31 protein-coding genes are annotated in these 26,365 nt (G+C 63.5%); 26 read left to right on the forward strand and 5 right to left on the reverse strand.

Annotated features, from left to right (window positions below; translation table 11 throughout):
- Window positions 1–6: 6 nt before the first annotated feature.
- From rpsE to dsbD, 13 genes are all read left to right on the forward strand, one after another.
- Window positions 7–525, forward strand: coding sequence for a 30S ribosomal protein S5 (rpsE, locus tag J3485_RS01715; protein WP_042269744.1), 519 nt, complete (start codon window positions 7–9; stop codon window positions 523–525).
- Window positions 526–541: 16 nt separating this feature from the next.
- Window positions 542–724 (forward strand): 50S ribosomal protein L30, encoded by a 183-nt coding sequence (gene rpmD, locus J3485_RS01720; protein WP_206950880.1) that lies wholly within the window; start codon window positions 542–544, stop codon window positions 722–724.
- A gap of 28 nt (window positions 725–752) precedes the next feature.
- Entirely contained in the window at window positions 753–1,187 is a 435-nt protein-coding gene (rplO, locus tag J3485_RS01725; protein ID WP_206950881.1) for a 50S ribosomal protein L15, read from the forward strand.
- Between the two features lie 61 nt (window positions 1,188–1,248).
- Complete coding sequence (gene secY, locus J3485_RS01730) at window positions 1,249–2,598, forward strand: preprotein translocase subunit SecY (RefSeq protein WP_206950882.1); 1,350 nt, start codon at window positions 1,249–1,251, stop codon at window positions 2,596–2,598.
- 8 nt (window positions 2,599–2,606) lie between these two features.
- A complete protein-coding gene (gene infA / locus J3485_RS01735) occupies window positions 2,607–2,825 on the forward strand; it encodes a translation initiation factor IF-1 (protein ID WP_004521905.1) in 219 nt (72 codons plus the stop codon).
- A 20-nt stretch (window positions 2,826–2,845) separates the two neighbouring features.
- A complete protein-coding gene (gene rpmJ / locus J3485_RS01740; protein ID WP_004199844.1) occupies window positions 2,846–2,962 on the forward strand; it encodes a 50S ribosomal protein L36 in 117 nt (38 codons plus the stop codon).
- A gap of 41 nt (window positions 2,963–3,003) precedes the next feature.
- Window positions 3,004–3,369, forward strand: coding sequence for a 30S ribosomal protein S13 (rpsM, locus tag J3485_RS01745; protein WP_115537017.1), 366 nt, complete (start codon window positions 3,004–3,006; stop codon window positions 3,367–3,369).
- A gap of 28 nt (window positions 3,370–3,397) precedes the next feature.
- The gene (gene rpsK / locus J3485_RS01750) at window positions 3,398–3,802 is read left to right on the forward strand and encodes a 30S ribosomal protein S11 (RefSeq protein ID WP_137955743.1); all 405 of its coding nucleotides are present in this window, start codon (window positions 3,398–3,400) and stop codon (window positions 3,800–3,802) included.
- Window positions 3,803–3,952: 150 nt separating this feature from the next.
- On the forward strand, window positions 3,953–4,576 hold the full coding sequence (gene rpsD / locus J3485_RS01755) for a 30S ribosomal protein S4 (protein WP_206950883.1): 624 nt from the start codon (window positions 3,953–3,955) through the stop codon (window positions 4,574–4,576).
- A gap of 124 nt (window positions 4,577–4,700) precedes the next feature.
- Window positions 4,701–5,678 carry a DNA-directed RNA polymerase subunit alpha gene (locus J3485_RS01760; RefSeq protein WP_206950884.1) on the forward strand — a complete coding sequence of 326 codons (978 nt, stop codon included), beginning with the start codon at window positions 4,701–4,703 and terminating at the stop codon, window positions 5,676–5,678.
- A gap of 161 nt (window positions 5,679–5,839) precedes the next feature.
- Entirely contained in the window at window positions 5,840–6,235 is a 396-nt protein-coding gene (gene rplQ / locus J3485_RS01765) for a 50S ribosomal protein L17 (RefSeq protein ID WP_206950885.1), read from the forward strand.
- A gap of 198 nt (window positions 6,236–6,433) precedes the next feature.
- Window positions 6,434–6,760 (forward strand): divalent-cation tolerance protein CutA, encoded by a 327-nt coding sequence (gene cutA / locus J3485_RS01770; RefSeq protein ID WP_206950886.1) that lies wholly within the window; start codon window positions 6,434–6,436, stop codon window positions 6,758–6,760.
- Entirely contained in the window at window positions 6,753–8,618 is a 1,866-nt protein-coding gene (gene dsbD, locus J3485_RS01775) for a protein-disulfide reductase DsbD (protein ID WP_206950887.1), read from the forward strand. The genes cutA and dsbD overlap by 8 nt, the downstream gene beginning before the upstream one ends.
- 110 nt (window positions 8,619–8,728) lie before the next feature.
- Here the strand turns inward: dsbD and hemB are convergent, their stop codons facing one another.
- Together hemB and yihA are read right to left on the reverse strand one after the other, a co-directional pair.
- Window positions 8,729–9,727 carry a porphobilinogen synthase gene (hemB, locus tag J3485_RS01780; protein ID WP_206950888.1) on the reverse strand — a complete coding sequence of 333 codons (999 nt, stop codon included), beginning with the start codon at window positions 9,725–9,727 and terminating at the stop codon, window positions 8,729–8,731.
- Window positions 9,728–10,042: 315 nt separating this feature from the next.
- Window positions 10,043–10,708, reverse strand: coding sequence for a ribosome biogenesis GTP-binding protein YihA/YsxC (yihA, locus tag J3485_RS01785; protein ID WP_206955594.1), 666 nt, complete (start codon window positions 10,706–10,708; stop codon window positions 10,043–10,045).
- 315 nt (window positions 10,709–11,023) lie between these two features.
- On the opposite strand from yihA, the gene J3485_RS01790 reads away from it, so the two are divergent.
- The 5 genes from J3485_RS01790 (at window position 11,024) to msrQ (ending at window position 17,233) form a co-directional block, all read left to right on the forward strand.
- On the forward strand, window positions 11,024–11,683 hold the full coding sequence (locus J3485_RS01790; RefSeq protein WP_206950889.1) for a c-type cytochrome: 660 nt from the start codon (window positions 11,024–11,026) through the stop codon (window positions 11,681–11,683).
- A 163-nt stretch (window positions 11,684–11,846) separates the two neighbouring features.
- Window positions 11,847–14,087: a cytochrome c biogenesis protein ResB gene (locus J3485_RS01795; protein ID WP_206950890.1), complete on the forward strand. Its 2,241-nt coding sequence runs from the start codon at window positions 11,847–11,849 to the stop codon at window positions 14,085–14,087.
- Between the two features lie 15 nt (window positions 14,088–14,102).
- The gene (ccsB, locus tag J3485_RS01800) at window positions 14,103–15,284 is read left to right on the forward strand and encodes a c-type cytochrome biogenesis protein CcsB (protein WP_206950891.1); all 1,182 of its coding nucleotides are present in this window, start codon (window positions 14,103–14,105) and stop codon (window positions 15,282–15,284) included.
- A 210-nt stretch (window positions 15,285–15,494) separates the two neighbouring features.
- Entirely contained in the window at window positions 15,495–16,499 is a 1,005-nt protein-coding gene (gene msrP, locus J3485_RS01805) for a protein-methionine-sulfoxide reductase catalytic subunit MsrP (RefSeq protein ID WP_206950892.1), read from the forward strand.
- Between the two features lie 17 nt (window positions 16,500–16,516).
- Entirely contained in the window at window positions 16,517–17,233 is a 717-nt protein-coding gene (gene msrQ, locus J3485_RS01810; RefSeq protein ID WP_206950893.1) for a protein-methionine-sulfoxide reductase heme-binding subunit MsrQ, read from the forward strand.
- Window positions 17,234–17,330: 97 nt separating this feature from the next.
- On the opposite strand, the gene lysA is transcribed toward msrQ, so the two are convergent.
- Window positions 17,331–18,593, reverse strand: coding sequence for a diaminopimelate decarboxylase (gene lysA / locus J3485_RS01815; protein WP_206950894.1), 1,263 nt, complete (start codon window positions 18,591–18,593; stop codon window positions 17,331–17,333).
- 14 nt (window positions 18,594–18,607) lie between these two features.
- Complete coding sequence (gene lptM, locus J3485_RS01820) at window positions 18,608–18,922, reverse strand: LPS translocon maturation chaperone LptM (protein WP_206950895.1); 315 nt, start codon at window positions 18,920–18,922, stop codon at window positions 18,608–18,610.
- Window positions 18,923–18,963: 41 nt separating this feature from the next.
- Between lptM and cyaY the strand changes: the two genes are divergently transcribed.
- Window positions 18,964–19,281: an iron donor protein CyaY gene (gene cyaY / locus J3485_RS01825; protein ID WP_206950896.1), complete on the forward strand. Its 318-nt coding sequence runs from the start codon at window positions 18,964–18,966 to the stop codon at window positions 19,279–19,281.
- On the opposite strand, the gene J3485_RS01830 is transcribed toward cyaY, so the two are convergent.
- Entirely contained in the window at window positions 19,265–19,747 is a 483-nt protein-coding gene (locus tag J3485_RS01830) for a hypothetical protein (protein WP_206950897.1), read from the reverse strand. The two genes, cyaY and J3485_RS01830, sit on opposite strands and share 17 nt — an antisense overlap.
- A gap of 31 nt (window positions 19,748–19,778) precedes the next feature.
- Here J3485_RS01830 and J3485_RS01835 point away from each other — a divergent pair, with 31 nt between their 5' ends.
- The 7 genes from J3485_RS01835 (at window position 19,779) to J3485_RS01865 (ending at window position 26,321) form a co-directional block, all read left to right on the forward strand.
- Entirely contained in the window at window positions 19,779–20,012 is a 234-nt protein-coding gene (locus J3485_RS01835; RefSeq protein WP_206950898.1) for a hypothetical protein, read from the forward strand.
- A complete protein-coding gene (locus tag J3485_RS01840; RefSeq protein ID WP_206950899.1) occupies window positions 20,009–20,680 on the forward strand; it encodes a type II secretion system protein M in 672 nt (223 codons plus the stop codon). Before J3485_RS01835 ends, J3485_RS01840 begins: the two co-directional genes overlap by 4 nt.
- 161 nt (window positions 20,681–20,841) lie before the next feature.
- Window positions 20,842–21,672: a hypothetical protein gene (locus J3485_RS01845; RefSeq protein ID WP_206950900.1), complete on the forward strand. Its 831-nt coding sequence runs from the start codon at window positions 20,842–20,844 to the stop codon at window positions 21,670–21,672.
- A complete protein-coding gene (locus J3485_RS01850; RefSeq protein ID WP_206950901.1) occupies window positions 21,669–23,318 on the forward strand; it encodes a type IV pilus secretin PilQ in 1,650 nt (549 codons plus the stop codon). Before J3485_RS01845 ends, J3485_RS01850 begins: the two co-directional genes overlap by 4 nt.
- Window positions 23,319–23,469: 151 nt before the next feature.
- On the forward strand, window positions 23,470–23,976 hold the full coding sequence (locus J3485_RS01855; protein WP_374192400.1) for a shikimate kinase: 507 nt from the start codon (window positions 23,470–23,472) through the stop codon (window positions 23,974–23,976).
- Window positions 23,973–25,049 (forward strand): 3-dehydroquinate synthase, encoded by a 1,077-nt coding sequence (gene aroB, locus J3485_RS01860; protein ID WP_206950903.1) that lies wholly within the window; start codon window positions 23,973–23,975, stop codon window positions 25,047–25,049. The genes J3485_RS01855 and aroB overlap by 4 nt, the downstream gene beginning before the upstream one ends.
- A 48-nt stretch (window positions 25,050–25,097) precedes the next feature.
- Complete coding sequence (locus J3485_RS01865) at window positions 25,098–26,321, forward strand: deoxyguanosinetriphosphate triphosphohydrolase (RefSeq protein WP_206950904.1); 1,224 nt, start codon at window positions 25,098–25,100, stop codon at window positions 26,319–26,321.
- Window positions 26,322–26,365 lie beyond the last annotated feature (44 nt).

Below are 26,365 nucleotides of genomic sequence, written 5' to 3' on the forward strand. Positions count from 1 at the left end.
TTCGTCATGGCAAAGATGCAAGCGAAAGTTCAGGCTGACGAACGCGACGACGGCCTTCGCGAAAAAATGATCTCGGTCAACCGCGTGACCAAGGTGGTGAAGGGCGGCCGGATTCTCGGCTTCGCCGCACTGACCGTGGTTGGCGACGGTGATGGCCGCGTCGGTATGGGCAAGGGCAAGGCGAAGGAAGTGCCCGTGGCCGTGCAAAAGGCAATGGAACAGGCTCGTCGCAACATGTTCAAGGTGCCGCTGAAGAACGGCACGCTGCAGCATGAAGTGCACGGCAAGCATGGCGCGTCGGTGGTTCTGCTCGCTCCGGCGAAAGACGGTACCGGTGTGATCGCCGGTGGCCCGATGCGCGCAGTGTTCGACGTGATGGGCGTGCAAAACGTCGTCGCGAAGAGCCACGGTTCGACGAACCCGTACAACCTCGTGCGTGCCACGCTCGACGGGCTGCGCAAGCAGTCGACGCCGGCGGACATCGCTGCGAAGCGCGGCAAGTCGGTCGAAGATATTTTGGGCTAATGCCTAGGTGGTCACCATGTCTGAAAAAACTGTCAAGGTTCAGCTCGTCAAGAGCCTGATTGGGACCCGCGAATCGCACCGTGCCACGGTGCGTGGCCTGGGCCTGCGCCGACTCAACTCGGTCAGCGAGCTGCAAGATACGCCCGCTGTGCGCGGCATGATCAACAAGGTTTCGTACCTTGTTAAGGTCGTGAGCTGAAGCGGACCAGGGACTCGAGGAGTTGAATATGGAATTGAATAACCTGAAGCCGGCTGCGGGCGCCAAGCACGCGAAGCGTCGTGTCGGCCGCGGTATCGGCTCCGGCCTCGGCAAGACGGCCGGCCGTGGTCACAAAGGCCAGAAATCGCGTTCGGGCGGCTTTCACAAGGTCGGCTTCGAAGGCGGTCAAATGCCGCTGCAACGTCGTCTGCCCAAGCGCGGGTTCACGTCGCTGACGAAGGAATTCGTCGGTGAAGTGCGCCTCTCCGATCTGCAAGCGCTGCCTGTCGACGAAATCGATCTGCTCGCGCTGAAGCAAGCGGGTCTCGTCGGTGAACTGACGAAGAGCGCCAAGATTATCGCCACGGGCGAGATCTCGCGTAAAGTCGTCGTGAAGGGCCTCGGTGCGACGAAGGGCGCACGCGCTGCGATCGAAGCGGCCGGCGGCTCGTTCGCCGAGTAATTGGCTTTCGATCGCGTGAAAGACCGATTGCCGTCCATGGCATTTGCATCGGAGAAGGTACTTGGCTAACAGCCCGAGTCTCGCAAAAACCGGTCGAAGCACGGCGAAGTTCGGCGATCTGCGTCGGCGGGCAGTATTCCTGCTGCTGGCGCTGGTCGTCTACCGTATCGGCGCGCATATTCCGGTGCCGGGGATCGACCCGGATCAGTTGGCGAAGCTGTTCCAGAGCCAATCGGGCGGCATCCTGGGCATGTTCAACATGTTCTCGGGTGGCGCGCTGTCGCGGTTCACGATTTTCGCGTTGGGGATCATGCCGTACATCTCCTCGTCGATCATCATGCAGTTGCTTGCGATCGTGTCGCCACAGCTCGAAGCGCTGAAGAAGGAAGGCCAGGCAGGGCAGCGCAAGATCACGCAGTACACGCGGATCTTCACGGTCGTGCTGGCGACATTCCAGGCGTTCGGCATTGCCGTCGCGCTCGAGAATCAGCCGGGGCTCGTGATCGATCCAGGCATGGTGTTTCGCCTGACGACGGTCGTGACGCTCGTGACGGGCACGATGTTCCTGATGTGGCTTGGCGAGCAGATCACGGAACGCGGTCTCGGCAACGGGATCTCGATCATCATCTTCGGCGGGATTGCAGCAGGATTCCCGAACGCGGTGGGCGGGCTCGTTTCGCTCGTACAGTCCGGTTCGATGAATCCGTTCACGGCGATCATCGTGGTGGCGCTGATTGGGGCGGTGACGTACGTCGTCGTGTTCATCGAGCGCGGTCAACGCAAGATTCTCGTGAATTACGCGAAGCGCCAGGTCGGTAACAAGATTTACGGCGGACAGTCATCGCACTTGCCGCTCAAGCTGAACATGTCGGGCGTGATTCCGCCGATCTTCGCATCGTCGATCATCCTGTTCCCGGCAACCATTCTTGGTTGGTTCAGCTCGGGCGCGCGCGGTAGCTGGCTCACCGACACGCTGCACAACGTGGCCGATGCGATCAAGCCCGGCCAGCCCGTGTACGTGTTGCTGTACGCGTTGGCGATCATCTTCTTCTGCTTCTTCTACACCGCGCTGGTGTTCAACAGCAGAGAGACGGCCGACAACCTGAAGAAGAGCGGTGCGTTCGTTCCGGGTATTCGTCCGGGCGACCAGACCGCGCGGTATATCGACCGCATCCTCACGCGTCTGACGCTGGCCGGTGCGATCTACATCGTGTTCGTCTGCCTGCTGCCCGAGTTTTTGGTGCTGCGCTGGAACGTGCCGTTTTATTTTGGCGGAACGTCGCTGCTGATCATCGTTGTCGTCACGATGGACTTCATGGCGCAAGTGCAGTCGTACGTTATGTCGCAACAGTATGAGTCGTTGCTCAAGAAGGCGAACTTCAAGGGCGGCGGCAACATTCCGATGCGTTGAAAGGACTTATGGCCAAAGACGATGTAATCCAGATGCAGGGTGAGGTCATCGAAAACCTGCCCAATGCTACCTTCCGCGTGAAGCTGGAAAACGGTCATGTCGTGTTGGGGCATATCTCCGGCAAGATGCGCATGCATTACATCCGCATCTTGCCCGGCGACAAGGTGACAGTTGAGTTGACGCCCTACGATCTGTCGCGTGCGCGGATCGTGTTCCGGGCGAAGTGATTTGAAAAAAGGGTAATATCATGAAAGTGATGGCATCGGTTAAGCGCATTTGCCGCAATTGCAAGATCATCAAGCGCAAAGGTGTCGTGCGCGTGATTTGCAGCTCTGATCCGCGCCACAAACAGCGCCAAGGCTGAACGCCGCGCTTTTGCTTGCGCTTTTTGTTTGAGGAAAAACGATGGCTCGTATTGCAGGGGTGAACATCCCGAACCACCAGCACGCCGTGATCGGTCTGACGGCGATCTTCGGGATTGGCCGCACGCGTTCGCAACAAATTTGCGAAACGGCTGGCGTCGCAGTGAACAAGAAGGTCAAAGACCTGACGGACGCTGATCTCGAAAAGCTGCGTGAAGAAGTCGGCAAGTTTGTCGTCGAAGGCGATCTGCGCCGCGAAGTGACGATGAACATCAAGCGTCTGATGGACCTCGGCTGCTATCGCGGCGTCCGTCATCGCAAGGGTCTGCCCCTGCGTGGCCAACGTACGCGCACGAATGCTCGTACGCGCAAGGGTCCGCGCCGCGCTGCCCAATCGCTGAAGAAATAAGCGCGACTGACAGTTACAGGAAAACGTAATGGCTAAGGCTCAGAACAACTCCGCGGCGCAACGCGTTCGCAAGAAGGTCAAGAAGAACGTCGCCGAGGGCGTGGTTCACGTTCACGCGTCGTTCAACAACACCATCATCACGATCACCGACCGTCAAGGCAACGCGCTTGCTTGGGCAACGTCAGGTGGCCAGGGCTTCAAGGGCTCGCGCAAGTCGACGCCGTTTGCGGCGCAGGTTGCAGCTGAGTCGGCCGGTCGCGTGGCGATGGAATACGGCGTGAAGAACCTCGAAGTGCGGATCAAAGGTCCTGGCCCCGGTCGCGAATCGGCGGTGCGCGCGTTGCATGGTCTTGGCATCAAGATCACGGCGATCTCCGACGTTACGCCCGTTCCGCACAACGGTTGCCGTCCGCCGAAGCGCCGTCGCATCTAAGACGAGCGCCTGTACGATGCCTGTTGGCGCGATTGCGCGCCAACAGGCTATTTGCGCGTTGTTTGTTTGACTAAGCCCACCGTTCGGCCCAGCGGGGTACGGACTAGCGCAGACGCGAGTTTGCGTGAACAAACCTAGAAGGAATGCAAAGTGGCACGCTATACCGGCCCTAAGGCCAAGTTGTCCCGCCGTGAAGGCACCGATCTGTTCCTGAAGAGCGCACGTCGCTCGCTCGCCGACAAGTGCAAGCTCGACAGCAAGCCGGGCCAGCACGGCCGCACCTCGGGCGCTCGTACGTCCGACTACGGCACGCAGCTTCGCGAAAAGCAAAAAGTGAAGCGCATCTACGGCGTGCTCGAGCGTCAGTTCCGCCGCTACTTCGCCGAAGCCGACCGCCGCAAGGGCAACACGGGTGAAAACCTGCTGCAATTGCTCGAATCGCGCCTCGACAACGTCGTCTATCGCATGGGCTTCGGCTCGACGCGCGCTGAAGCGCGCCAGCTCGTCGGTCACAAGGCGATCACCGTGAACGGCCAGGTCGCCAACGTCCCGTCGCTGCAAGTGAAGGCCGGCGACGTCGTGGCCGTGCGCGAGCAAGCCAAGAAGCAAGCGCGGATTCTCGAGGCGCTTTCGCTTGCCGAGCAAGGCGGTATGGCGAGCTGGGTTGCGGTCGATGCGAAGAAGTTCGAAGGCACGTTCAAGCAAATGCCGGAACGTAGTGATATCGCCGGCGACATCAACGAAAGCCTGATCGTCGAATTGTATTCGCGCTAATCGGATTTACGGCCGGGGTACCTTGAGTGCGTTGCGCAAGGGGGCACCTCGGCTGTTTATTTTTAGGGTGTTACCGGTCAGCCTTATCGGTGTAACGAGCCGAGGGTATTGAAAAGGAAAACCTATGCAAACCAGTTTGTTGAAGCCCAAGATCATCGCCGTGGAATCGCTGGGCGAGAGCCACGCGAAAGTGGTCATGGAACCGTTCGAACGCGGTTACGGCCACACGTTGGGCAACGCGCTTCGGCGCGTGCTGTTGTCGTCGATGGTCGGCTATGCACCGACCGAAGTGACGATCGCAGGTGTCGTGCACGAGTACTCGACGATCGACGGCGTGCAGGAAGACGTCGTCAATCTGCTGCTGAACTTGAAGGGCGTAGTCTTCAAGCTGCATAACCGTGACGAAGTAACGGTCACGCTGCGCAAGGAAGGCGAAGGCCTCGTGACGGCGCGCGACATCGAGTTGCCGCATGATTGCGAGGTGATCAACCCCGATCACGTGGTGGCGCATCTGTCGAAGGGCGGCAAGCTCGACGTGCAGATCAAGGTCGAAAAGGGCCGCGGCTACGTGCCCGGCAACGTGCGTCGCTACGGTGAGGAAACGGCCAAGATCATCGGCCGCATCGTCCTCGACGCGTCGTTCTCGCCGGTTCGCCGCGTGAGCTACGCTGTGGAAAGCGCGCGTGTCGAGCAGCGTACCGATCTCGATAAGCTCGTGATGAACATCGAAACCAACGGCGTGATTTCGCCCGAGGAAGCGATTCGTCAATCGGCACGTATCCTCGTTGACCAGCTCGCCGTGTTCGCGGCGCTGGAAGGCACGGAAGCGGCCGCCGAAGCGCCGTCGCGTGCGCCGCAGATCGATCCGATCCTGCTGCGCCCGGTCGACGACCTCGAGTTGACGGTGCGTTCGGCCAACTGCTTGAAGGCCGAGAACATCTACTACATCGGCGACCTGATCCAGCGCACGGAAAACGAGCTGCTCAAGACCCCGAACCTCGGTCGCAAGTCGCTCAACGAAATCAAGGAAGTGCTTGCTTCGCGCGGCTTGACGCTGGGCATGAAGCTCGAGAACTGGCCGCCGGCTGGTCTCGACAAGTAAGCCGTCGGGGTGTTCGCGCCCCGGCGACTGGCGAAGACGCGGATTTTCCTTTAGAATCCGCGTCTTGTCTTTTTTCTTACCGGCCCGTGTCCTCACCGCTGCGTTGCATTAGATGGGGACGATAGAAGAGCTGGACCAAAACTTCGAATCAAGGAACTGAAATGCGTCACCGTCATGGTCTGCGGAAACTGAACCGCACGAGCAGCCATCGTCTGGCTATGCTCCGTAACATGTCCAACTCGCTGATCGAGCACGAAGTCATCAAGACGACGCTGCCGAAGGCGAAGGAACTCCGTAAAGTTGTCGAGCCGCTGATCACGCTCGGCAAGAAGCCGTCGCTCGCGAACCGCCGCTTGGCGTTCAACCGTCTGCGTGATCGCGATTCCGTCGCGAAGCTGTTCGACGTCCTCGGTCCGCGCTTCGAGAAGCGTCCCGGTGGCTATCTGCGCATCCTGAAGTTCGGTTTCCGCGTTGGCGATAATGCGCCGATGGCGCTCGTCGAACTTCTCGACCGCCCGGAACAGGTGGAAGCGGACGACGTGCAAGAGGCTGAATAAGCTTTTCGGGCAAGCCGATTAGCTGCGTCACAAAAGGGTCAAGCATGAGCTTGGCCCTTTTTGTTTTCGGGATGTATGCACGCAGGCATATGGCAAGCGCCGCGTCCGCGCAAGGCTGGGCGGGGCGTGGGTGGTGAAATCGCGCTCGGTGATACGATAGCGGCGTATTGGATTGCCTGAGGTGAAGACGCTGTGCCTATGCCTGTCGTGCTCATATTGACGACGCTGCCCGACACCGAATCGGCGCAAAAGCTCGCGCAAGGCGCGCTCGACGAGCGTCTTGCCGCTTGCGTCACGGAGCTTGGCGCCGTGCGCTCGCGCTATCGCTGGCAGGGCGCGGTGGAAACAGCCGACGAGATTCAGTTGTTGTTCAAGACGAGTGCCGCTCGCGTGCTCGAACTCGAACGATTCATTCTTGCGAACCACCCTTACGAGACGCCCGAGTTGCTTTCGTGGCAAGCCACCGCGTCGAATGCCTACGGGCAATGGGTGGAGACCGAAACGCATCGACCAACGCATGTTTAAGCCGCTTTCCGATCTTCCGCGCATGCTTGCGCGTGTCATGTTGCTCGTCATCGCGTGTGCGGTGCTTGGGGCAGGGGGCACGCGTGTCGCGCATGCCGACGACTTTCTCGATCCATCGGTCGCCTTCCGCTTCAGCGCCGATGAAGCGCCCCATGAAGTCGACGTTCACTTCAAGATCGCGGACGGGTACTACCTCTATCGCGAGCGCTTCCAGTTCGCCGTCAAAAGCGGCACCGCCACGCTCGGCGCCGCGCAACTGCCGGCAGGTCACGTCAAGTTCGATCCGACGTTCCAGAAGAACGTCGAGACCTACCGCGGCGATCTGACCATTCGCGTGCCCGTGCAGTCCACGTCAGGCCCGTTCGACCTCGCCGTCACTTCGCAGGGCTGTGCCGATGCCGGCATCTGCTATCCGCCTGCGCAGCACGTCTATCACGTCGGCGGCGCGGCGCTGATCGCCGGCAACGGCCCAGGCATCGGCGGCACTGCCGAAACGGCCGCAACCAATGGGCAGCGCGCCTCGTGGTACGAGCGCGCGACGAGTGCCGATTATGCGCAATCGCTGTTGCAAGGCGGCAGTTTCGCGGCCACGGTCGGCCTCTATTTTCTGGCAGGCCTCGTCCTCAGCTTGCTGCCGTGCTCGTATCCGATGATTCCAATCGTCTCGGCGATCATCATCGGCCAGGGCGCGAAGGTGACACGAGCGCGTGGCTTCGCGCTGTCGCTCGCGTACGTCGTCGGCATGTCGCTCGTCTATACCGCGCTAGGCATCGCCGCCGCGCTCGTTGGCCAATCGCTCGGCGCGTGGCTGCAAAATCCGTGGATACTCGGTGCGTTCGCCGTGCTGCTGACGGCATTCGCGCTGACGTTGATCGCAGGCGTCGACCTCGTGCTGCCGCAGCAGTGGCAAGACAGCGCGTCGCAGGCCTCGAGCCGCCGCTCCGGGGGCACGTTCGCGGCCGTTGCCGTGATGGGCGCGCTCTCGGCGCTCGTCGTCGGGGCGTGCATGACCGCGCCGCTGTTCGCCGTTCTCGCGTTCATTGCACATACGGGCAGCGCCGTGCTTGGCGGCGCGGCGCTGTTTTCGATGGGGCTCGGCCTTGGCGTGCCGCTGCTCGTCATTGGCCTCGGCGCCGGGACGCTGTTGCCGCGTGCCGGCGCTTGGATGGACGACGTGAAGGTGTTCTTCGGCATCGTGCTGCTCGCTGCGGCGCTTTGGATCGTCTGGCCCGTCCTGCCGTCTACCGCGCAAATGCTGCTTGCAGCGCTCTGGTTGTTGATTGCCGCCGCCGCGCTGGGGCTGTTCACGCCAAACGTAGGCGGACCGTCCATTTGGCGCCGGCTGGGTCGCGGTGTCGGCGCCGCGCTCGCGATTTGGGCGGCGACGCTGCTGGTCGGGCTCGCCGCGGGTTCGGGCGATCCGGTGCGTCCGCTTGCTGTGCTGGCCGCGCGCGTGACGGGCGAGTCGGCCGCGCCGAGCGGCGCTACCCCGACGGACGCGGCCTTCGCGCCGATTCAGTCCTCGGCGAATCTCGATGCGCAGCTCAAGGCCGACAGCCGCCCCGCCATGCTCGATTTCTATGCCGACTGGTGCGTGAGCTGCAAGGAAATGGAGCGCTTCACGTTCTCGGACAAGCGCGTGCAAGCGCGTCTCGCGCAACTGCACCTACTGCGCGCCGACGTTACCGCAAACAATACGGATGATCAGGCGCTCTTGAAACGTTTCGATCTATTCGGGCCGCCGGGCATCATCTTCTTCGACCGGTCGGGTAAGGAAGTGCTGCGCGTGGTTGGCTATGAGTCGGCCGATACGTTCCTGCGCAGTCTCGATCGCGTCGCGCCCGCGCTGCAATCGTGAAAGGCGGGTGGGGCGCTCGATGGCCCCTCCCCCTCGTGCGGCTATGGTTGATGCGCTCGGCTCATATGCCGAACCACACGCCGACACGACCACCGCTTGTGCTGCCGCGCTTACTTTTGCGCGCGCAATAGACGCGCCGCATCGAGCGCGAAATAGGTGAGTACGCCATCGGCGCCCGCGCGCTTGAACGCGAGCAGCGATTCCATCATCACCTTGTCGTGATCGAGCCAGCCGTTTTGCGCCGCGGCCTTGAGCATCGCGTATTCGCCGCTCACTTGGTAGACGTAGGTCGGAAAGCGGAACTCATCCTTTACGCGGCGCACGATGTCGAGATACGGCATGCCCGGCTTGACCATCACCATGTCGGCGCCCTCGTCGATGTCGAGCCGCACTTCACGCAGCGCTTCGTCCGAGTTGGCCGGGTCCATCTGATACGTCATCTTGTTGCTTTTGCCGAGATTCGTCGCCGACCCGACCGCGTCGCGGAACGGGCCGTAGAACGCCGACGCATACTTGGCGGCATAGGCCATGATGCGCGTGTAGATATGACCCTCGCTTTCGAGCATTTCGCGCAATGCGCCGATGCGGCCGTCCATCATGTCGGACGGCGCGACGATGTCCACGCCCGCTTCGACCTGCGCCCGCGCCTGCTCGACGAGGATCTCGACCGTTTCGTCGTTGAGTACGTAGCCGGCCTCGTCGAGCAGGCCGTCTTGACCATGACTCGTGTAGGGATCGAGCGCGACGTCAGTCAACACGCCGAGCTCCGGGAAGCGCTTCTTCAGTTCGCGCACGGCGCGCGGGATCAACCCTTCGGGATTCGCGGCCTCACGTCCATCAGGCGTTTTCAGCGAAGGCTCGATGGCTGGAAACAGCGAGAGCACCGGCACGCCGAGCGCCACGCACTGCTCGGCCACGCCCATCAGCAGATCGACCGATACGCGCTCGACGCCAGGCATCGACGCTATGGGCTGGCGTACGTTATTGCCGTCGACGATGAACACGGGATAGATGAAGTCGTTCGTCGTCAGCGTGTTTTCGCGCATGAGGCGGCGAGAGAAATCGTCGCGTCGCATGCGGCGCGGGCGGTGGTGCGGATAGAAGCTCATAGGGGAGAAATCGCTGTCGGATCAAGGGGAAAGCGCCGGCTCGGCCGGCGCAAAAACTTTTGCAACCAATGGTATATGATAGCGATCGAGCGAAGCGCATGCCTTTTGGTTAGCGCATGCTGCGGACCTCCCCGCTTCTCCTCCCTGAGCGGGTGCCTGTCGTTTTTTCGATTAGGCTGTTCAACCCGCCGACGTTCGGCGGGTTTTTTTATAGTGATCCGTTGTCGTTTCCATCGAGCGCAGCCGCGGCGATCCGCCGCAGCGAATCGTCCCGCCCTGCGCGCAATCGTTCCGTTTCTCGTATCGTCCGGGCGGTCACGGCGCCACGCTGGCGCTCGTGTCGTTTGCCCCCGCCGCATCGGCCGCAAGCCACCCTTCGAGGCGGACGTGCGCGTCGTCGAGCCCCACGCGCTTGAGCGCCGAAAAGAGCTGCGCGGTCAGTTCCCCCGCGTAGCCGCCCGCCCGATACTCGGCCAGACCCTTTTCCGTGGCGCGCAACGCGTTGATGCTCTCCTGCCGCGTCAGTTTGTCGCACTTCGTCAGCAGCGTATGGATTGGCTTGCCCGTCGGGGCAAACCACTCGATCATGCGTCTGTCGAGCTCGGTCAATGGGCGCCGCGAATCCATCATCAGCACCATGCCGCGAAGCTGGGCACGGCTTTGCAGGTAACTGGCGAGTAGCGCTTCCCAGTGCGCCTTGGCTGCGCCGGGCACTTCGGCGTAGCCGTATCCGGGCAGGTCGACGAGGTAGCCGACCGGCTCATCGGCCGGCCCGACGCCGAAGTAGTTGATATGCTGCGTGCGGCCGGGCGTTTTGCTGGCGAAGGCAAGGCGCTTTTGATTGCACAAGATGTTGATGGCCGTGGATTTGCCGGCGTTCGAGCGGCCGGCGAAAGCGATCTCGGGTTGGACCGTGGCGGGCAGGTCGCGCAAGTGGTTGACGGTCGTGTAGAAGCGGGCTTGATGCAACAGGAAGGCCATGGCGAGACAGGAAGGAGAGCGCATGCCGCGCGCGAGGATGGCGGCCGGAGGGCCGGGGCTTGCCCGACTGGCGTCTTGGCGATTAGCGAGTTATTGTACAATACGACGGTTTACTGACGACCGGCTGGGGTGTTTGTCAAGCGCTTCGCACTTATAGCCGCATGACTTTTAGCGGTAGTCGTTAGCTGTCGTTTTTGCGTTAACCTTTCGGGAAATCGTCGGGCCGCTTGGCGATCCCGTTGCTTGCGAAGGTGGCGCCCCGAAGTCGGGCGTCGAAAGACACTCTATTCTCACAAGACGAAACCGGGTGTGCGAATGAATCGACTGTGCAAGTCTTTGAAGGTGCTTCAAGTCGTTGCAGCAGCGGGTTTGTTGAGTTGGGCGGCACAAACGAGAGCGGCGGAAACACCGAAGCCGGATTTGAATCGAGGGCAAGCGATCGCGACGAAGGTCTGCGCTTCTTGCCACGGGGCGGACGGCAACAGCGCGAGCGGGATGTTTCCGAAGTTGGCGGGGCAACACGAAGCCTACCTCGTCAAGCAGTTGAAAGATTTCAAAGTGCAAGCGGGCGCGAAAGCGGCCGCGCGCACGAACGCGATCATGGCCGGCATGGCGGGGGCGCTCTCCGACCAGGACATGATCAACGTGGCCGCGTACTTCGCGGCGCAAACGCCGAAGCCGGGTTTCGCGCACGATGCGGCAACGGTGTCGGAGGGGCAAAAGATTTACCGCGGTGGCATTGCGGATCGGCACGTGCCGGCTTGCGCCGCTTGTCACGGGCCGACGGGAATGGGTATTCCCGTCCAGTACCCGCGTTTGTCGTGGCAGTGGAGCGACTATACGGTTACGCAGCTCCATGCGTTCCAACAGGGCGCAGGTGCACGCAACAACAGCGATGTCATGCACGATGTCGCCTCACGGCTCTCGGATAACGAGATCAAGGCGGTTGCCGACTACATAGCCGGTCTGCATTGAGCATTGCCGGAAACGAATAATTGAGCCGGGTCTCCCGGCGAGAACAGGAAAGGGTGGGAGCGCCACCGCCTTCGGCGGCCGGCCCTCACCCTTTTTTGCTGTATTGCTTTGCATGGGACCGCAGTCATCGCCCAAGCGATCACACCGGTCCACAGGAGTTTGAATGAGCGTCACCACCTCGGGTTATCAGTTGAAGTCGGACCGGCGAGTCCTCAAGCACGCGATCGAACTGCTCAGTTCGATGCGCTTCGCGATCGCGCTGCTCGTCGTGCTCGCGATCGCAAGCATCGTGGGGACGGTCCTCACGCAAGACGACCCGTATCCCAACTACGTCAATCAGTTCGGACCATTCTGGGCGGATATCTTCCGCGCGCTGGGGCTTTTCACCGTCTACAGCGCTTGGTGGTTCATGCTCATCCTCGGCTTTTTGATCGTGTCGATCTCGCTGTGCGTGGTGCGCAACGGGCCGAAGATGATCGCCGACGCGAAGAGCTGGAAGGACAGGGTGCGCGAGGGCAGCCTGCGCGCGTTCCACCACAAGGCCGAGTACACCGTCGAGGGCGTGCGTGCCGAAACGACGACGCGGTTGTCGGTGCTGGCCGGCAAGCTCGGCTATCGCTACGTCGTGCGCGAATCGGACGGCGCGACGCTCGTTGCTGCCAAGCGCGGCGCGCTGGCTAAGATCGGCTACATCTTCGCGCACGTGGCCATCGTCGTGATCTGCATCGGCGGTCTGATGGACAGCAACTTGCCGATCAAATTCCAGATGTGGCTGTTCGGCAAATCGCCGATCTCGACGAGCGTGGTCATCAACGACATTTCGCCGGCGCATCGGCTCTCGCCTTCCAACCCGACGTTCCGCGGCTATGCCTGGGTGCCCGAGGGGCAGCACGTCTCGACGGCCATCCTGAATCAGCCGAACGGCTCGTTGATTCAGGATCTGCCGTTTTCGATCGAACTGAAGAAATTCGTCGTCGACTATTATTCGACCGGCATGCCGAAGCTGTTCGCGAGCGATATCGTCGTCCTCGATCACCGGACGGGCAAGCGCATTCCCGCTCGCGTGGAGGTCAACAAGCCGTTCAACTACGACGGCGTGTCGATCTACCAATCGAGCTTCCAGGACGGCGGCTCCCAGATGGCCATGACGGCTTGGCCGATGACGGGCGACACGATCAAGACGATGCCGGTCGACGGCACGATCGGCGGTTCGGCGCCGTTGTCGGCCTCGATGCCGGGCGTGAACGGGCAAACGGTGGAGTTCGCCGATTTCCGCGCCATCAACGTCGAAAACATCACGAACGGCAGCGGGCAGACGGACGCGCGCGGCGTCGTCGTGCACCATTCCTCGCTGGAGCAGATGCTCGACGAGCGGCTCGGCTCGGGCGCCAAGTCTTCCAAGCCGGTCGACCTGCAGAACGTCGGGCCGTCGGTTCAATACAAAATTCGCACCACCGATGGTCAAGCGCGCGAGTTCAACAACTACATGCTGCCCGTCGAAGTCGACGGCGCGCGCTATTTCCTCGCCGGCATGCGCACGACGCCGAACGATCCGTTCCGCTATCTGCGTATCCCCGCCGACGACCAAGGCAGCATGAAAGAGTGGATGTTGCTGCGCGCCGCCCTGGAAAATCCCGACATGCGCGCCCAAGCGGCCCATCGTTTCGCCCAGCGCGCGGTGGCCGATTCGAACCCGGAGTTGCGCGCCCACCTCGAGGAGAGCGCGGCGCGCGTTCTGAACCTGTTCGCCGGAGCCGACAGCAGCGCTGGGGCGAGCGCGCCGGGCGCGGCGCCCGGCGGCTTCCAGTCGATTGCCGCATTCATCGACCGCTCGGTGCCCAAGGCCGAACAGCCGAAGGCGGCATCGCTGCTTTTGCGCATGCTGGAAGGGTCGACGTGGGATTTGTGGCAGCTCGCGCGCGAGCACGCGGGCGAGGCCGACGCCAAGCCGACCGGGAGCGCGAGCCGTTTCGTGCAAGACTCGATCAACGCGCTTTCCGACAGCTTTTTGTATGGATCTCCGGTCTATCTGCAGCTTGATTCATTCAAGCAGGTGCAAGCTTCGGTATTCCAGCTCACGCGCGCGCCGGGTGCCAAAGTGGTGTATCTTGGCAGCTTGCTGCTCGTCGCCGGCATCTTCTCGATGTTCTATGTGCGCGAACGGCGGCTTTGGTTCTGGCTCAAAGATTCGGCTGCGGGCACGACCGTCGTCATGGCGATGTCGACGGCGCGCAAGACGCTCGACTTCGAGAAAGAGTTCGCAATGGTGCGCGACGCCGTCGGCGTCACGCTCGGCGCGGCGGCACACGATGCCCCCGTGTTGCCCAGCCAAGGTGCGCATGAGCGCACACATCATCCGGTGCTCGATGCGACGATCGATTCGTCCTCCGGCTCGCAAGACTGACACCCGGTACTCATCATGGACTTGACACACGCTTCCCGCTCACGCTCGGCCGCACAGCCGAGTCCCGGCATGTTGGACGAGCGATCGTTCCTGCGTCGCCTTGGGCTTTTCGACTGGCTATTCGCGCTCGCGGTGGCCGGCGGGGCCGGCTTCGCGTTGACGCGCTACCACGCGTTCATGAACTACTACGACAAGCTCGTGCTCGTCTGCGCCGTCCCCGCGCTGATCGTGCTCGGCTGGCGCTGGAAGCCGGTTCGCCTGCTCGCCGTCGGCATCGCGGTGTTCGCGCTGCTGTCGCTGCAGATCTATCACGGCGATCTGTCGCGCGCCGATTCGGCTTTTCTTCTCAAGTATTTTCTGTCGAGCCAGTCCGCGATTCTCTGGATGTGCGCCCTGTTCGTGCTGGCCACGCTGTTCTATTGGATCGGCCTGTTGACGCGCTCCCCGTCGGGCGGCGCGATCGGGTCCGGGCTGACGTGGTTCGCGGTGCTGATGGGCTTTACCGGCATGATGGTGCGCTGGTACGAGTCGTACTTGATCGGCAGCGACGTCGGCCATATTCCGATCTCGAACCTCTATGAAGTGTTCGTGCTGTTCTGCCTCATTACGGCACTGTTTTATCTCTACTATGAGCAGCATTACGGGACGCGTTCGCTCGGCGCTTTCGTTCTGCTCATCATCAGTGCGGCAGTCGGTTTCCTGATGTGGTACTCGGTTGCGCGCGATGCGCAGCAGATCGAGCCGCTCGTGCCGGCGCTGCAGAGTTGGTGGATGAAGATTCACGTGCCCGCGAACTTCATCGGCTACGGCTCGTTCGCGCTCTCGGCCATGGTTGGCGTCGCGTATCTGTGCAGCGAGCGCGGCATCCTGACCGACCGTCTACCGTCGCTCGTCGTGCTCGACGATCTCATGTACAAGTCGATCGCCGTGGGCTTCGCGTTTTTCACGGTGGCGACGATTCTGGGCTCGCTGTGGGCGGCCCAGGCCTGGGGGGGCTATTGGAGCTGGGACCCGAAGGAAACCTGGGCGCTGATCGTCTGGCTGAACTATGCCGCATGGCTGCACATGCGTCTGATGAAAGGCCTGCGGGGTACGGCCGCAGCCTGGTGGGCGCTCACGGGATTGCTCGTGACGACGTTCGCGTTCCTCGGCGTCAACATGTTCTTGTCGGGGTTGCATAGCTACGGCAAGCTGTAAGGGACGCGCCCGCGTCGATTTCGATCGCGTCTGCCACGACTGCCACGAAGAAACCGCCGCATGGTCGCCCATCGGCGGTTTTTTTGTTTCGTCTGCGCAATTTCATGCATCCGAACGATGATGTCGCCGGTATATAGCTAGAGCGGGCCCAATCCGATGCTCGACGAACGAGCGCACAAGCGACCCGGTTTTTTCTGAAGGAGCAGCATCGTGTGGATCAAGCGAGAGCAGCGCATCTTACTGACCGGTGAAGACATCGCCCCCGGCGAAATCACGCCGCGCGTGGTGTTCGAGAACCGGCGGCGCGTGTTGCAAGCGGCGGGCGCGGCAGGGCTGGCCGCCGCCGGCGGTGCGTTCGGGCTCAGTCGCGCGGCTTTCGGCGCTTATGCGTCGCCGAACCCCAAAGCGCAGAAGCTCGCGGCCGTGACCAATGCGAAATTCGTCGTCCCCGACAAGCTCACGTCGTACCAGGACGTCACGACCTACAACAATTTCTACGAGTTCGGCACGGGCAAGAGCGATCCTTCGGAAAACGCGGGCACGTTGCGGCCGCGGCCGTGGCGAGTCAGCGTGGAAGGGGAGATCAAGAACCCGAAGGTGTACGACATCGACGAGCTGCTCAAGCTCGCGCCGCTCGAAGAGCGCGTGTATCGGCACCGTTGCGTCGAAGGCTGGTCGATGGTCATTCCGTGGATCGGGTATCCGCTCGCCGAACTCATCAAGCGCGTTCAGCCTACCGGCAATGCGAAGTTCGTGCAGTTCATCACGCTGGCCGATCCGTCACAGATGCCGGGCATCGCCGACCCGATTCTCGATTGGCCATACTCCGAGGGGCTGCGTATGGATGAAGCGATGAACCCGCTTGCGTTGCTGACGGTCGGCGTCTATGGGCAAGTGCTGCCCAATCAGAACGGCGCGCCGATTCGCATGGTCGTGCCCTGGAAGTACGGGTTCAAGAGCGCGAAGTCGCTCGTCAAGATTCGCTTCGTCGAGAAGCAGCCGCCAACGAGTTGGAACACGTATGCGTCGAACGAATATGGGTTCTATTCGAACGTGAACCCGAACGTCGACCACCCGCGGTGGAGCCAAGCCACCGAGCGCCGGATCGGCGAGGACGGATTCTTCAAGCCGAAGCGTAAAACCCTGATGTTCAACGGGTACGGCAGTCTCGTCGCGTCGATGTACCAAGGCATGGATTTGCGCAAAAACTTCTGAGTCGAAAGGAGCGCTTGATGTCTCTCGATACGCAAACACTGGCCGTCGGCGAGATGCGCAATGGACGTGTCGCGGCGTCCGGGCGCGCGGCGAATGCCGTCGGCCGTCGCAGCGGCCCCGGACGTTGGGTCGCGCTGGCCAAGGTAGGCGTCTTCGTCGCCGCCTGGTACCCGCTCGCGCGCATCGTGCTGTTCGGGCTGACCGATCGCCTCGGTGCGAACCCGATCGAATTCGTCACGCGCTCGACGGGGCTTTGGACGCTCGTGTTTCTTTGCATCACGCTGGCCGTCACGCCGCTGCGCCGGCTGACGGGCTTGAACGCGCTGCTGCGGTTTCGGCGGATGCTCGGGCTCTATGCGTTTTTTTACGCCGCGCTGCACTTCACCACGTACATTTGGTTCGACAAATGGTTCGACGTGGCCGAGATTTTGAAAGACATCGGCAAACGTCCGTTCATCACAGTCGGTTTCGCCGCGTTCCTCTTGTTGATTCCATTAGCGGCGACATCCCCGCGGGCGGCCGCTCGCAAGCTGGGGCGGCGTTGGCAGACGCTTCATCGCGCGATTTATGCGATCGCCTTGCTCGCGATTCTGCATTTCTGGTGGATGAAGGCCGGCAAGCACGATCTTTTCTTGCCGAAGATCTATGGCGCGATCGTCGTTGCGCTGCTCGGCTGGCGCGTGCTCGTGTGGGGACGAGAGAAACTTCGCGCGCGCATGCATGCGCGCGGGTGAAGTTGGGTGAAGGGCGGGCGGCGTCGCTAGATTGCGTCGCGCCGCCGCTCGCTTGGCGGCCGAGCGTGAATCGGCCGGCCGCCGCGTGGTGCGAGGTTTAGGCGGGCAGGATCGATTCGCCCGCAAACAGCTCGGGTATTGTCTCGCGTGCGCGGGCGACATGGAAGTCGGTGCGATCGACCATCACTTCTGCCGCGCGCGGCCGCGTGTTGTAGTTCGAACTCATGGCGAACGAGTAGGCCCCCGCGGAGCGAATCGCAAGCAAATCGCCGGGTTCGACAGCAAGCGTGCGGTCGCGGCCGAGCCAGTCTCCGCTTTCGCAAACGGGACCGACGACGTCATAGACGTGCGCCGCATCGCCGCGAGGCACGACGGGCTCGATCGCGTGATAGGCCTGATACATCGCCGGCCGTGCGAGATCGTTCATCGCCGCGTCGACGATCACGAAATTCTTCTCGGCGCCGGGCTTCAGGAATTCAACGCGTGTGAGCAAGATGCCGGCGTTGCCCATGATCGAGCGGCCCGGCTCGAAGAACACCTCGCGATGGCCGTGGCCGCGCGCTTCGATGCGCTCGAGCAGCGTGCGCACGAATAGGCCCGTATCGGGCGGCGTTTCGTTCGCATACGTGATGCCGAGGCCGCCGCCGACGTCGATGTGGCGAATCCGCGCGCCGTCGGCTTCGATTTCCGCCACCAAGTCGAGCACCTTGTCGAGCGCGTCGAGGTAGGGCGCGATCTCGGTGATCTGTGAGCCGATATGGCAGTCGATGCCGACGACTTCGAGATGCTCGAGCGCCGCCGCCGCGCGATAGGCCGAGCGTGCTTCAGCGAAAGCCACGCCGAACTTGTTCGCCTTGAGCCCCGTGGAAATGTACGGGTGAGTTTTCGGATCGACGTCGGGATTGACGCGCAGTGAGATCGGCGCCTTCTTGCCGAGCTCGCTCGCTACCGCGTTCAGTCGATCGAGCTCGGGGATCGATTCGACGTTGAAGCATTTCACGCCGGCTTCGAGCGCTTCGCGCATCTCGTCGACGCGCTTGCCGACGCCCGAGAACACGATGTCCTTCGCTTGGCCGCCTGCGGCCAGCACGCGGGCTAGCTCGCCGCCCGAGACGATGTCGAAGCCTGCGCCCAAGCGCGCGAGCACGTTGAGCACGGCGAGGTTGCTGTTGGCTTTGACTGAGACGTGCACGCATGCTCGGTGCCCCGCACAGGCTTGCGCGTAGGCTTGATATGCGTCGGTCAGCGCCGCGCGCGAGTAGACGAAGAGCGGCGTGCCGAAGCGTTCGGCGAGCGTGACGGTGCTGACGCCTTCGGCGTGCAGCACGCCGTCGACATAGGCGAAGGCGGAGTGAGACATGCGAAAGTCCTGCGTTATTGATTGGGAGCGGGGCTCGAGGCGGCACCGGCCGCGGGTGCCGCCCGGTTGGCGTTCGGCGTGGCGCCAAGCGAATCGGCGGGCGCCAGCGTGACCGGCGCTTGCGCAGCGGTGCTCGACGAGTCAGGCGCCGCCGACGACCCAGCGGCCGCGCTCGACGCCGGGGGCTCCGTGCGAAGGGCGGGTTTTTCAGGCAGCGGCGGGACCTTAGGCAGATAAAGTACCCCGCGTTGACCGCAGCCGGTCAGCGCCGCGCTTGTCGCAACGGCCAAAGCCGCTACAATCGCGCTCATCCTGAAAACGACTCGCATGACTGTCTAGTGAGCTGTGAGTTTAACCGGCGGAGTTTAGCATGACCGATAGCGATTACCTTTCCCGCGCGGAAGCCGTGCTCTCGCGTATCGAACAAGCCGCCGACGATAGCGACGCCGACATCGAGCTCGAGCGTAGCGGTAACCTGTTGACGCTCGAATTCGAAAACGGCTCGAAAATTATCGTCAACCTGCAGCCGCCGATGCAGGAAATCTGGATCGCCGCAAAGGCCGGTGGCTTTCACTTCAAGTTCGTCGATGGCCGGTGGCTCGACACGCGCAACGGCCGCGAATTCTTCGAATCCCTTTCCGATTACGCCACGCAACAGGCCGGCGAGAGCGTCACGTTCCGCGCTTGATGTCGCGAGCGATGCTTCGATCGACGCTGGGCTCGGGCCTCGGCGCGAGTGCCGGTTCCCGCCCGGCCATTTCTTTGCTCGCATCGTTGTTGGTAGCGGCTTTCGTTGCTTCGGCATGAAGCGTCGGTTCGCTGATCCCGACCGTATCGACGAAGCCTTGCCCCGGCAGGAACGTGTCGAAATAGAGTTCGCCGCCGGTCGACACGACGTCTGCCGGCGTCGGCATCTCGTACTCGGGCGCGCCTTTTAGCGCCTGCCGCATGTAGTCCATCCACACGGCCAACGCGAGGCTACCGCCGGTCTTGCGATCGCCGATACGCACGACATCTCGCCGCTCCTCGCCGAATTCGCCGATCAGCACAGGATCGGCCGTATCGACGCGCAGCGGCATTGGCCGTTCGGTCGAGTTCACGCATGGCGGCGCGTTACCGACAATTGCCTGCAGCAAGCCGTCTTTGCCGCTCATGTCGACGGCTCGGCTGCTGCGAGGAAATGTCATGTTGAAGAGAAACACACTGCCGTCTCCCGTGCGCCGCTTTGCGGCCGGCGTCGACGTCAGCGCGCAAGAAGAGAGGCTCGTCGTCGCCTGCCGCGCCGGCCGAGCGGGGCGGCCCGTCAGCGGCGAGTGGATGGGCACCGCGCCGCTTGCGACGGGGGCGGTGGCCGCGACGCTTTCGTCGTTGTACGTGCGATGGCCGCATCGGCGTGCGCTGCGCGGGGTATCCGAATGAGCGCGATTTCCGCCATCGATTTGGAGTGCCCGTACGAAAGCGCGCCGGGCATCGAGTCCGCTCCCGATTTGTCGCCGCCTCGGCGGCACACTGCGGGCCCGCCGAGGCGCCGTATCCTGATCGAATGCGCGGCGGCGGCGATCGCCGGGACGCTGATGGCGATCGGATGGGCTGCCCTCGCTTCGCCCAGCGATCCCACAGCCGCCCGACGGCTGTTGCTCGAGCGCGAGTTGGCTCAGCTATCGTCTCCGCTTGCCGAGTTTGCGCGTCTGGAGCGAGCGGCCGAAAGTGCGCGAGCGAGCACGGCTGCAGTAACGGCACGTGCGCGGCCGTATGTCGAATTGCGCTCGCTCCTCGAGGTATTGAGCAGCGAGGCACACGCGGGCGTGACCGTCACCCGTCTACAGCAGACCCGCGAGGGCTTCGAGCTGCAAGTCGCTGCGGTGGACGGCGCCGCTTGTGCGTCTTGGGTGGAGCGCTTGGCGCGCATACCGGGCTTGGTGTCGGTGGACCTAGCCGACCTGAAGTTGGCCGCTGCGCCAACGGCTGGGCAGGCGGGGGGATCGATCGCGGCGGTCGTGCGCTTGCGATGGGATGCTTCGCCGCAGACGTCGCCGTCTCGCCGCGCGGTTGCGGATGACGGCAGGGCTAGCGGCGGGGACGAATGATGAGCGCGGCGGTTCTACGGCGTGGTCTGCGTCGCGTGCGCCGGGTCTTTGCGCGCCCGCCTATCAAGCGGTTCTTCCAGCGGCCCCTCAGGCGCCGATTCGGTTACGCCGTTCGTTCGCGTCAGTCTCCGCCGCAACGGTGGGGGGCAAGACGGCGTCTGATGGTTTGCGTGGCCGTTGCGGCGGGGGCGTTTACGCTCGCTACCTATATCTGGCGTGCGCTCGACGCCGGCGCTCGGGCGGCGGGTGCGACGGCGGTCGCCGTGTTGGAGCAGCGCTTGCGCGAGAGCCGCGCGAAGCTGGCGCGGTTGCCGCAGTTGCGCGAAGGCTTTCGCGCGCACTCCGTGCCGCCAGGTGCGGCTGCTCGTTCGATAGGTAGCGGCTGGCATGCCATCGCGGACCTCGCCGCGCGCAGCGGCGTGACGTTGCACATGCTCGAGCCTGCAACGGCGCCCGCGGCGTCTCGGACGCGCGCCGGCAAACCGGCCGGGCAGGGGCTGCGCGTCGAGGGCCAGGCGGATTTTGCCGGCCTGTACGCGTTTTTGAGCGGGCTGGCGACGCTGCCGACGCTCGTCGTGCCCGAGACGGTCGACATCAAGCGCGACAAGGGGGCGCTCGTGCTTGGCACGACGCTCGCCGTGCTGGATGTGCCGCCGGTGCAGGCCGTGCCCACGATCGGGATCGATTCGGGCGCGCGGACATCGGCGCACGATGCGACGAGCGGGAAAGCGGCTCGGCTTTTGGCCGACCCTTTTGGGCGCGGTGAAACGGATTCGCAGGCCGCGGTATCCGTGGGCCGCCTGGTGGGCGTCGTGCGCGACGGCCGGCGCGCGCTGGCCTTGTTCGAGGCGGCGAGCGGGCTGCAGGCGATCGCGGCGGCGCCCGGCCAAACGCTGGGTGCGGATCGGATCGTCCATATCGATGCGGCCGGCGTGACGCTTGCGAGCCGGGGCGGAACGCGCAGGGTCGCGCTGTTGGAGGACACCCGATGAGCACGCCCAACCTAGGCTCGAATGCCGTGGCTGTCGCTCTGCGCGCGGTGATCGCGTTCGCATCGGCCGGCGCCACGGCGCAAGTCGCGCCGCTGCCCCCATTGCCGCCCGCGATACTGGCCGACGGCGCCGTGGAGCAGGCGGCCTCGCCGTGGCCCAGCGTGGGCGAACCGCCCCTCGATGCCGAGCCGTCGCAGGACGGGGGCGAAGAATTGGACGTCGCGCCAGGTTTCGATGCATCGAAGCCGGCAAGGGCCGGCGCGGGCGCTCCCTATGCCGCCGGCGAGCGGCGTTCGCTTGCGCAGGCCGCACTCGACGCGACGCCTGCGCTCGAGGGGCCGCCCGTCCCGCTTGCGCCCGCCCCGCGCATGAGCGAGGGTGCCGCAGATGGCGCGGCCGCCGGATCCGAGGGCGATAAACCGATCACGATGCGTTTCAAGAACGCGGACCTCGCCGACGTGCTCGATGCTTTCTCCCGCTTCACGGGCTTGAACATCGTCGCGAGTGAACGCGCGCGCGGGCGCGTCTCGCTGAGCCTTGTCGACGTGCCTTGGCGTACCGCGTTCGACACGCTGCTCGACGCGCAGGGCCTGGCCATGTCGAGGCGCGGCAACGTCGTTTGGGTTGCCCCGCAGGCCGAGTTGGCGGCACGCGAGCGGCAGCGATTCGAGACGCATGCCCGCGCCGCCGATCTCGAGCCGCTGGTCAGCCGGACGTTTGCGCTGAGCTACCCCCGCGCCGACGAAATTCAGCGGCTGCTGACGGCGTCCGGCGCTCAGCGCGTGCTGTCCAAGCGCGGTGCTGCGATGGCCGATGCGCGGACGAACCTGCTGTTCGTCACCGACCTCAAGGCCCGCCTCGACCAGGTGGCGCAACTGATCGACGCAATCGACAAGCCGAATCGGCAGGTGTTGATCGAAGCGCGCATCGTCGAGGGAGAGCGTGGCTTTTCGCGGGAATTGGGCGCGCGCTTGTCCATGCGGTCGACGGGCGGCGCGGCGTCGGGCGGCCCGTCCGGCGTGGATTTCCAGGAGCGGGGATTCGCGGGCGGTGCTCAAGGCGCCATTCACGATATGTCGGCCCGCGCGATCGCGGGTTTCGAGGCCGCGACGGCGGGGCTTACCCTGTTTGCCGCCGGGGCGACCCGCCTCGTGACGGCGGAACTATCTGCGCTGGAGGCACAAGGTCGGGGGCAGATCGTATCGAGTCCGCGCGTCGTGACGGCGGATCGGACCAAGGCGCTCGTCGAGCAAGGCACGGAGTTGCCTTACCAGGCCAAAGTTCGCAATGGCGTGTCGGGCGTACAGTTTCGCCGGGTGAGCCTGAAGCTCGAGGTCGAGCCGCGTATCACGCCGCACGGACGCGTCATTCTCGATCTCGACATCGCGAAGGACAGCGTCGGCAAGCTGACGGCCGGCGGCCCCGCGATCGATACCAAACACGTGCGCACGCGCGTGGAGGTGGAGGACGGCGGGACGGTGTCGATCGGCGGCATCTACGAAAGCCAGGATCGCGACGATGTGACGCGCCTGCCGCTGTTGGGCAAAATACCCCTGCTGGGGGCGCTGTTCCGTCACCGGGCGGTGCGCGAGCAGCGCAGCGAACTCGTCGTTTTCATCACGCCGCGGGTCGTCGCGATCGATTGAAGTGCACGCTTGGCGGGGCCGCGCGGGCGAGCCGCCGTACTCGACAAGGCGCCGGCTTTCCCAGTAAGCTGCGCCACGAACCATAGCCGATTGAGCAGAGGATACGTTGCAAGAGCGGGGCGCCAACACCAACATTTTTTTCGTGGGGCTCATGGGGGCTGGCAAGACCACCGTGGGCCGCGCCGTGGCGCGCCGGCTCGGTCGGCCGTTCTTCGACAGCGACCATGAAATCGAGGCGCGTACGGGCGCGCGCATCCCCGTCATCTTCGAACTCGAAGGCGAGGTGGGATTTCGCGAGCGCGAGGCGCAGGTCATCGCCGAATTCACGGCTCGCGAGGCAATCGTGCTGGCGACGGGCGGCGGCGCGGTCCTGCGTCCGGAAAATCGAGCATTTCTTCACGATCGCGGGCTCGTCATTTATCTTCGGGCCAATCCGCACGATCTATGGCTGCGCACGCGCAAGGACAAAAATCGGCCGCTACTGCAGACCGAAGATCCGAAGGCCAAGCTCGAGGCGCTGTACAACGAGCGCGATCCGCTTTATCGCGAATGCGCGCATTTCATCGTCGAGACCGGGCGACCATCGGTCAACGGGCTCGTGAACATGGTGCTCATGCAGCTCGAGCTGGCCGGCATTACCAAACAGACACAGTCATGATTACCGTCAACGTCGATTTAGGCGAACGCTCCTACCCGATCCGCATCGGCGCCGATCTGATCGGCCACACCGATTTATTCGCGCCGCACATCGCCGGCTCTTTTGTCACGATCGTCACGAACGAGACCGTCGAGCCCCTCTACGGCGAGTTGCTGCGCGCAGCGCTCGCGCCGCTCGGCAAGCAGGTATCGACGGTTGTCTTACCCGATGGCGAAGTGTTCAAGAACTGGGAAACGCTGAACCGAATCTTCGATGGGCTGCTGGGCGGGCAGGCCGACCGCAAAACGACGCTGATCGCGCTCGGCGGCGGCGTTATCGGCGACATGACCGGGTTCGCCGCGGCCTGCTACATGCGCGGCGTGCCGTTCATCCAAGTTCCCACGACGTTGCTGTCGCAGGTCGACTCGTCCGTGGGCGGCAAGACGGGCATCAATCATCCGCTCGGCAAGAACATGATCGGCGCGTTCTACCAGCCGCAAGCCGTCATTGCCGACATCGGCGCGCTGCGCACGCTGCCCGAGCGCGAACTGGCCGCCGGTATTGCCGAAATCATCAAGACCGCGGCGATTGCAGACGCCGCGTTCTTCGAATGGCTGGAGCAAAACATCGACGCGCTGAACCGCCGCGACCCTGACGCGCTCGCGCATGCCGTCAAACGGTCGTGCGAAGTGAAGGCGTCGGTCGTCTCGGCCGACGAGCGCGAGAGCGGGTTGCGGGCCATTCTGAACTTCGGCCATACGTTCGGTCATGCGATCGAAGCGGGGCTCGGCTATGGCGAATGGCTGCATGGCGAGGCCGTCGGGTGCGGTATGGTGATGGCCGCCGATCTGTCGGTGCGCCTCGGTCATCTCGACGAAGCCGTGCGCAGGCGGCTCGTTTCCGTGATTGCGGCGGCGCGGCTGCCGACCCGGGCGCCCGCGCTAGGCGATACGCGCTATATCGATCTCATGAAAGTCGACAAGAAGGCCGAGGCGGGGGCGATCAAGTTCATCCTGCTGAAACAACTGGGCGAGACGCTGATGACCGATGTCCCGGACCACGCACTGCGAGCGACGCTCGCCGCGTGCCTTTGAGTCAAACACTGCCGGCACGCCGCGCAGAGGCGACGCAGGAGGGAAACGATGAGCGACAGGGCCGATCCAGCGCAGGCTTGCGTGGCGGGTGCCTCGGCGGGCGGTGAGCCGCACGCTGCGCTCGTCGGGCCGCCGACGGTCGCCATGCTCGAGGGGCACCTCGCCCCTTACGCCGCGCACTCCGCCCAGTCGCGCGGCCGTCGCTTCCCGGAAGCGCCGCCCTCGGCGCGTACCGAATTCCAACGCGACCGCGACCGCATCGTCCACTCCACGGCGTTCCGGCGTCTCGAATACAAGACGCAAGTTTTCGTCAATCACGAAGGCGACCTGTTTCGCACAAGGCTCACGCACAGCTTGGAGGTGGCGCAGATCGCCCGATCGGTGGCGCGCAATCTGTGCGTGAACGAAGATCTCGTCGAAGCCATTTCGCTCGCGCACGACCTTGGGCATACCCCTTTCGGTCATGCGGGACAAGATGCATTGAACGAATGCATGCGCGAGCATGGCGGTTTCGAACACAATCTGCAAAGCCTTGCCGTCGTCGACGAGCTCGAGGAGCACTACGGCGGCTTCGACGGGCTCAATCTCTGTTTCGAGACGCGCGAAGGCATTTTGAAGCATTGCTCTCGTGAGAACGCGCTCAGGCTCGGCGAGCTCGGCGAGCGTTTTCTGACCGGCAAGCGCCCGTCGCTCGAGGCGCAAATCGCGAATATTGCCGACGAAATCGCCTACAACAACCATGACGTCGACGACGGCTTGCGCTCGGGCTTACTCACGATCGAGCAGCTCGCGCAGGTCGAGCTCTGGCAGACGCATCACGACGAGGCCAAGCGCGAGCACGCTCAACTCGATGGCCGCCGGATCGTGCACGAGACGGTGCGCCGGATGATCAACACGCTCATCGTCGATCTCATCGAAACGACGCGGCAAAATCTCGCCGCGCATGCGCCCGCATCGCTCGACGCCGTGCGATCGGCGCCCCCGCTCGTCGCGCACAGCGGCGCCGTCGCGGCGCAGGCCGCCGAATTGAAGCGGTTCCTGTTCAAGAATCTGTATCGGCATTACCGCGTCATGCGCATGTCGAGCAAGGCGCGGCGTGTCATCCGAGGATTGTTCGAGGCGTTCAGCGAAGATCCGCGCCTGTTGCCGCCGGCCTACCTGGCCGAGGACGAGGCGGCGCAGCCGCGTCTCATCGCCCATTACATCGCCGGGATGACCGACCGTTACGCGCTGAAAGAATATCAACGTTTGTTTGTCATCAACGATAACTAGAATCCGGGCCCGACTGGATGAAAACGTTACCACTCCGGTAATCG

The organism is Trinickia acidisoli (assembly GCF_017315725.1).
GTDB lineage: Bacteria > Pseudomonadota > Gammaproteobacteria > Burkholderiales > Burkholderiaceae > Trinickia > Trinickia acidisoli.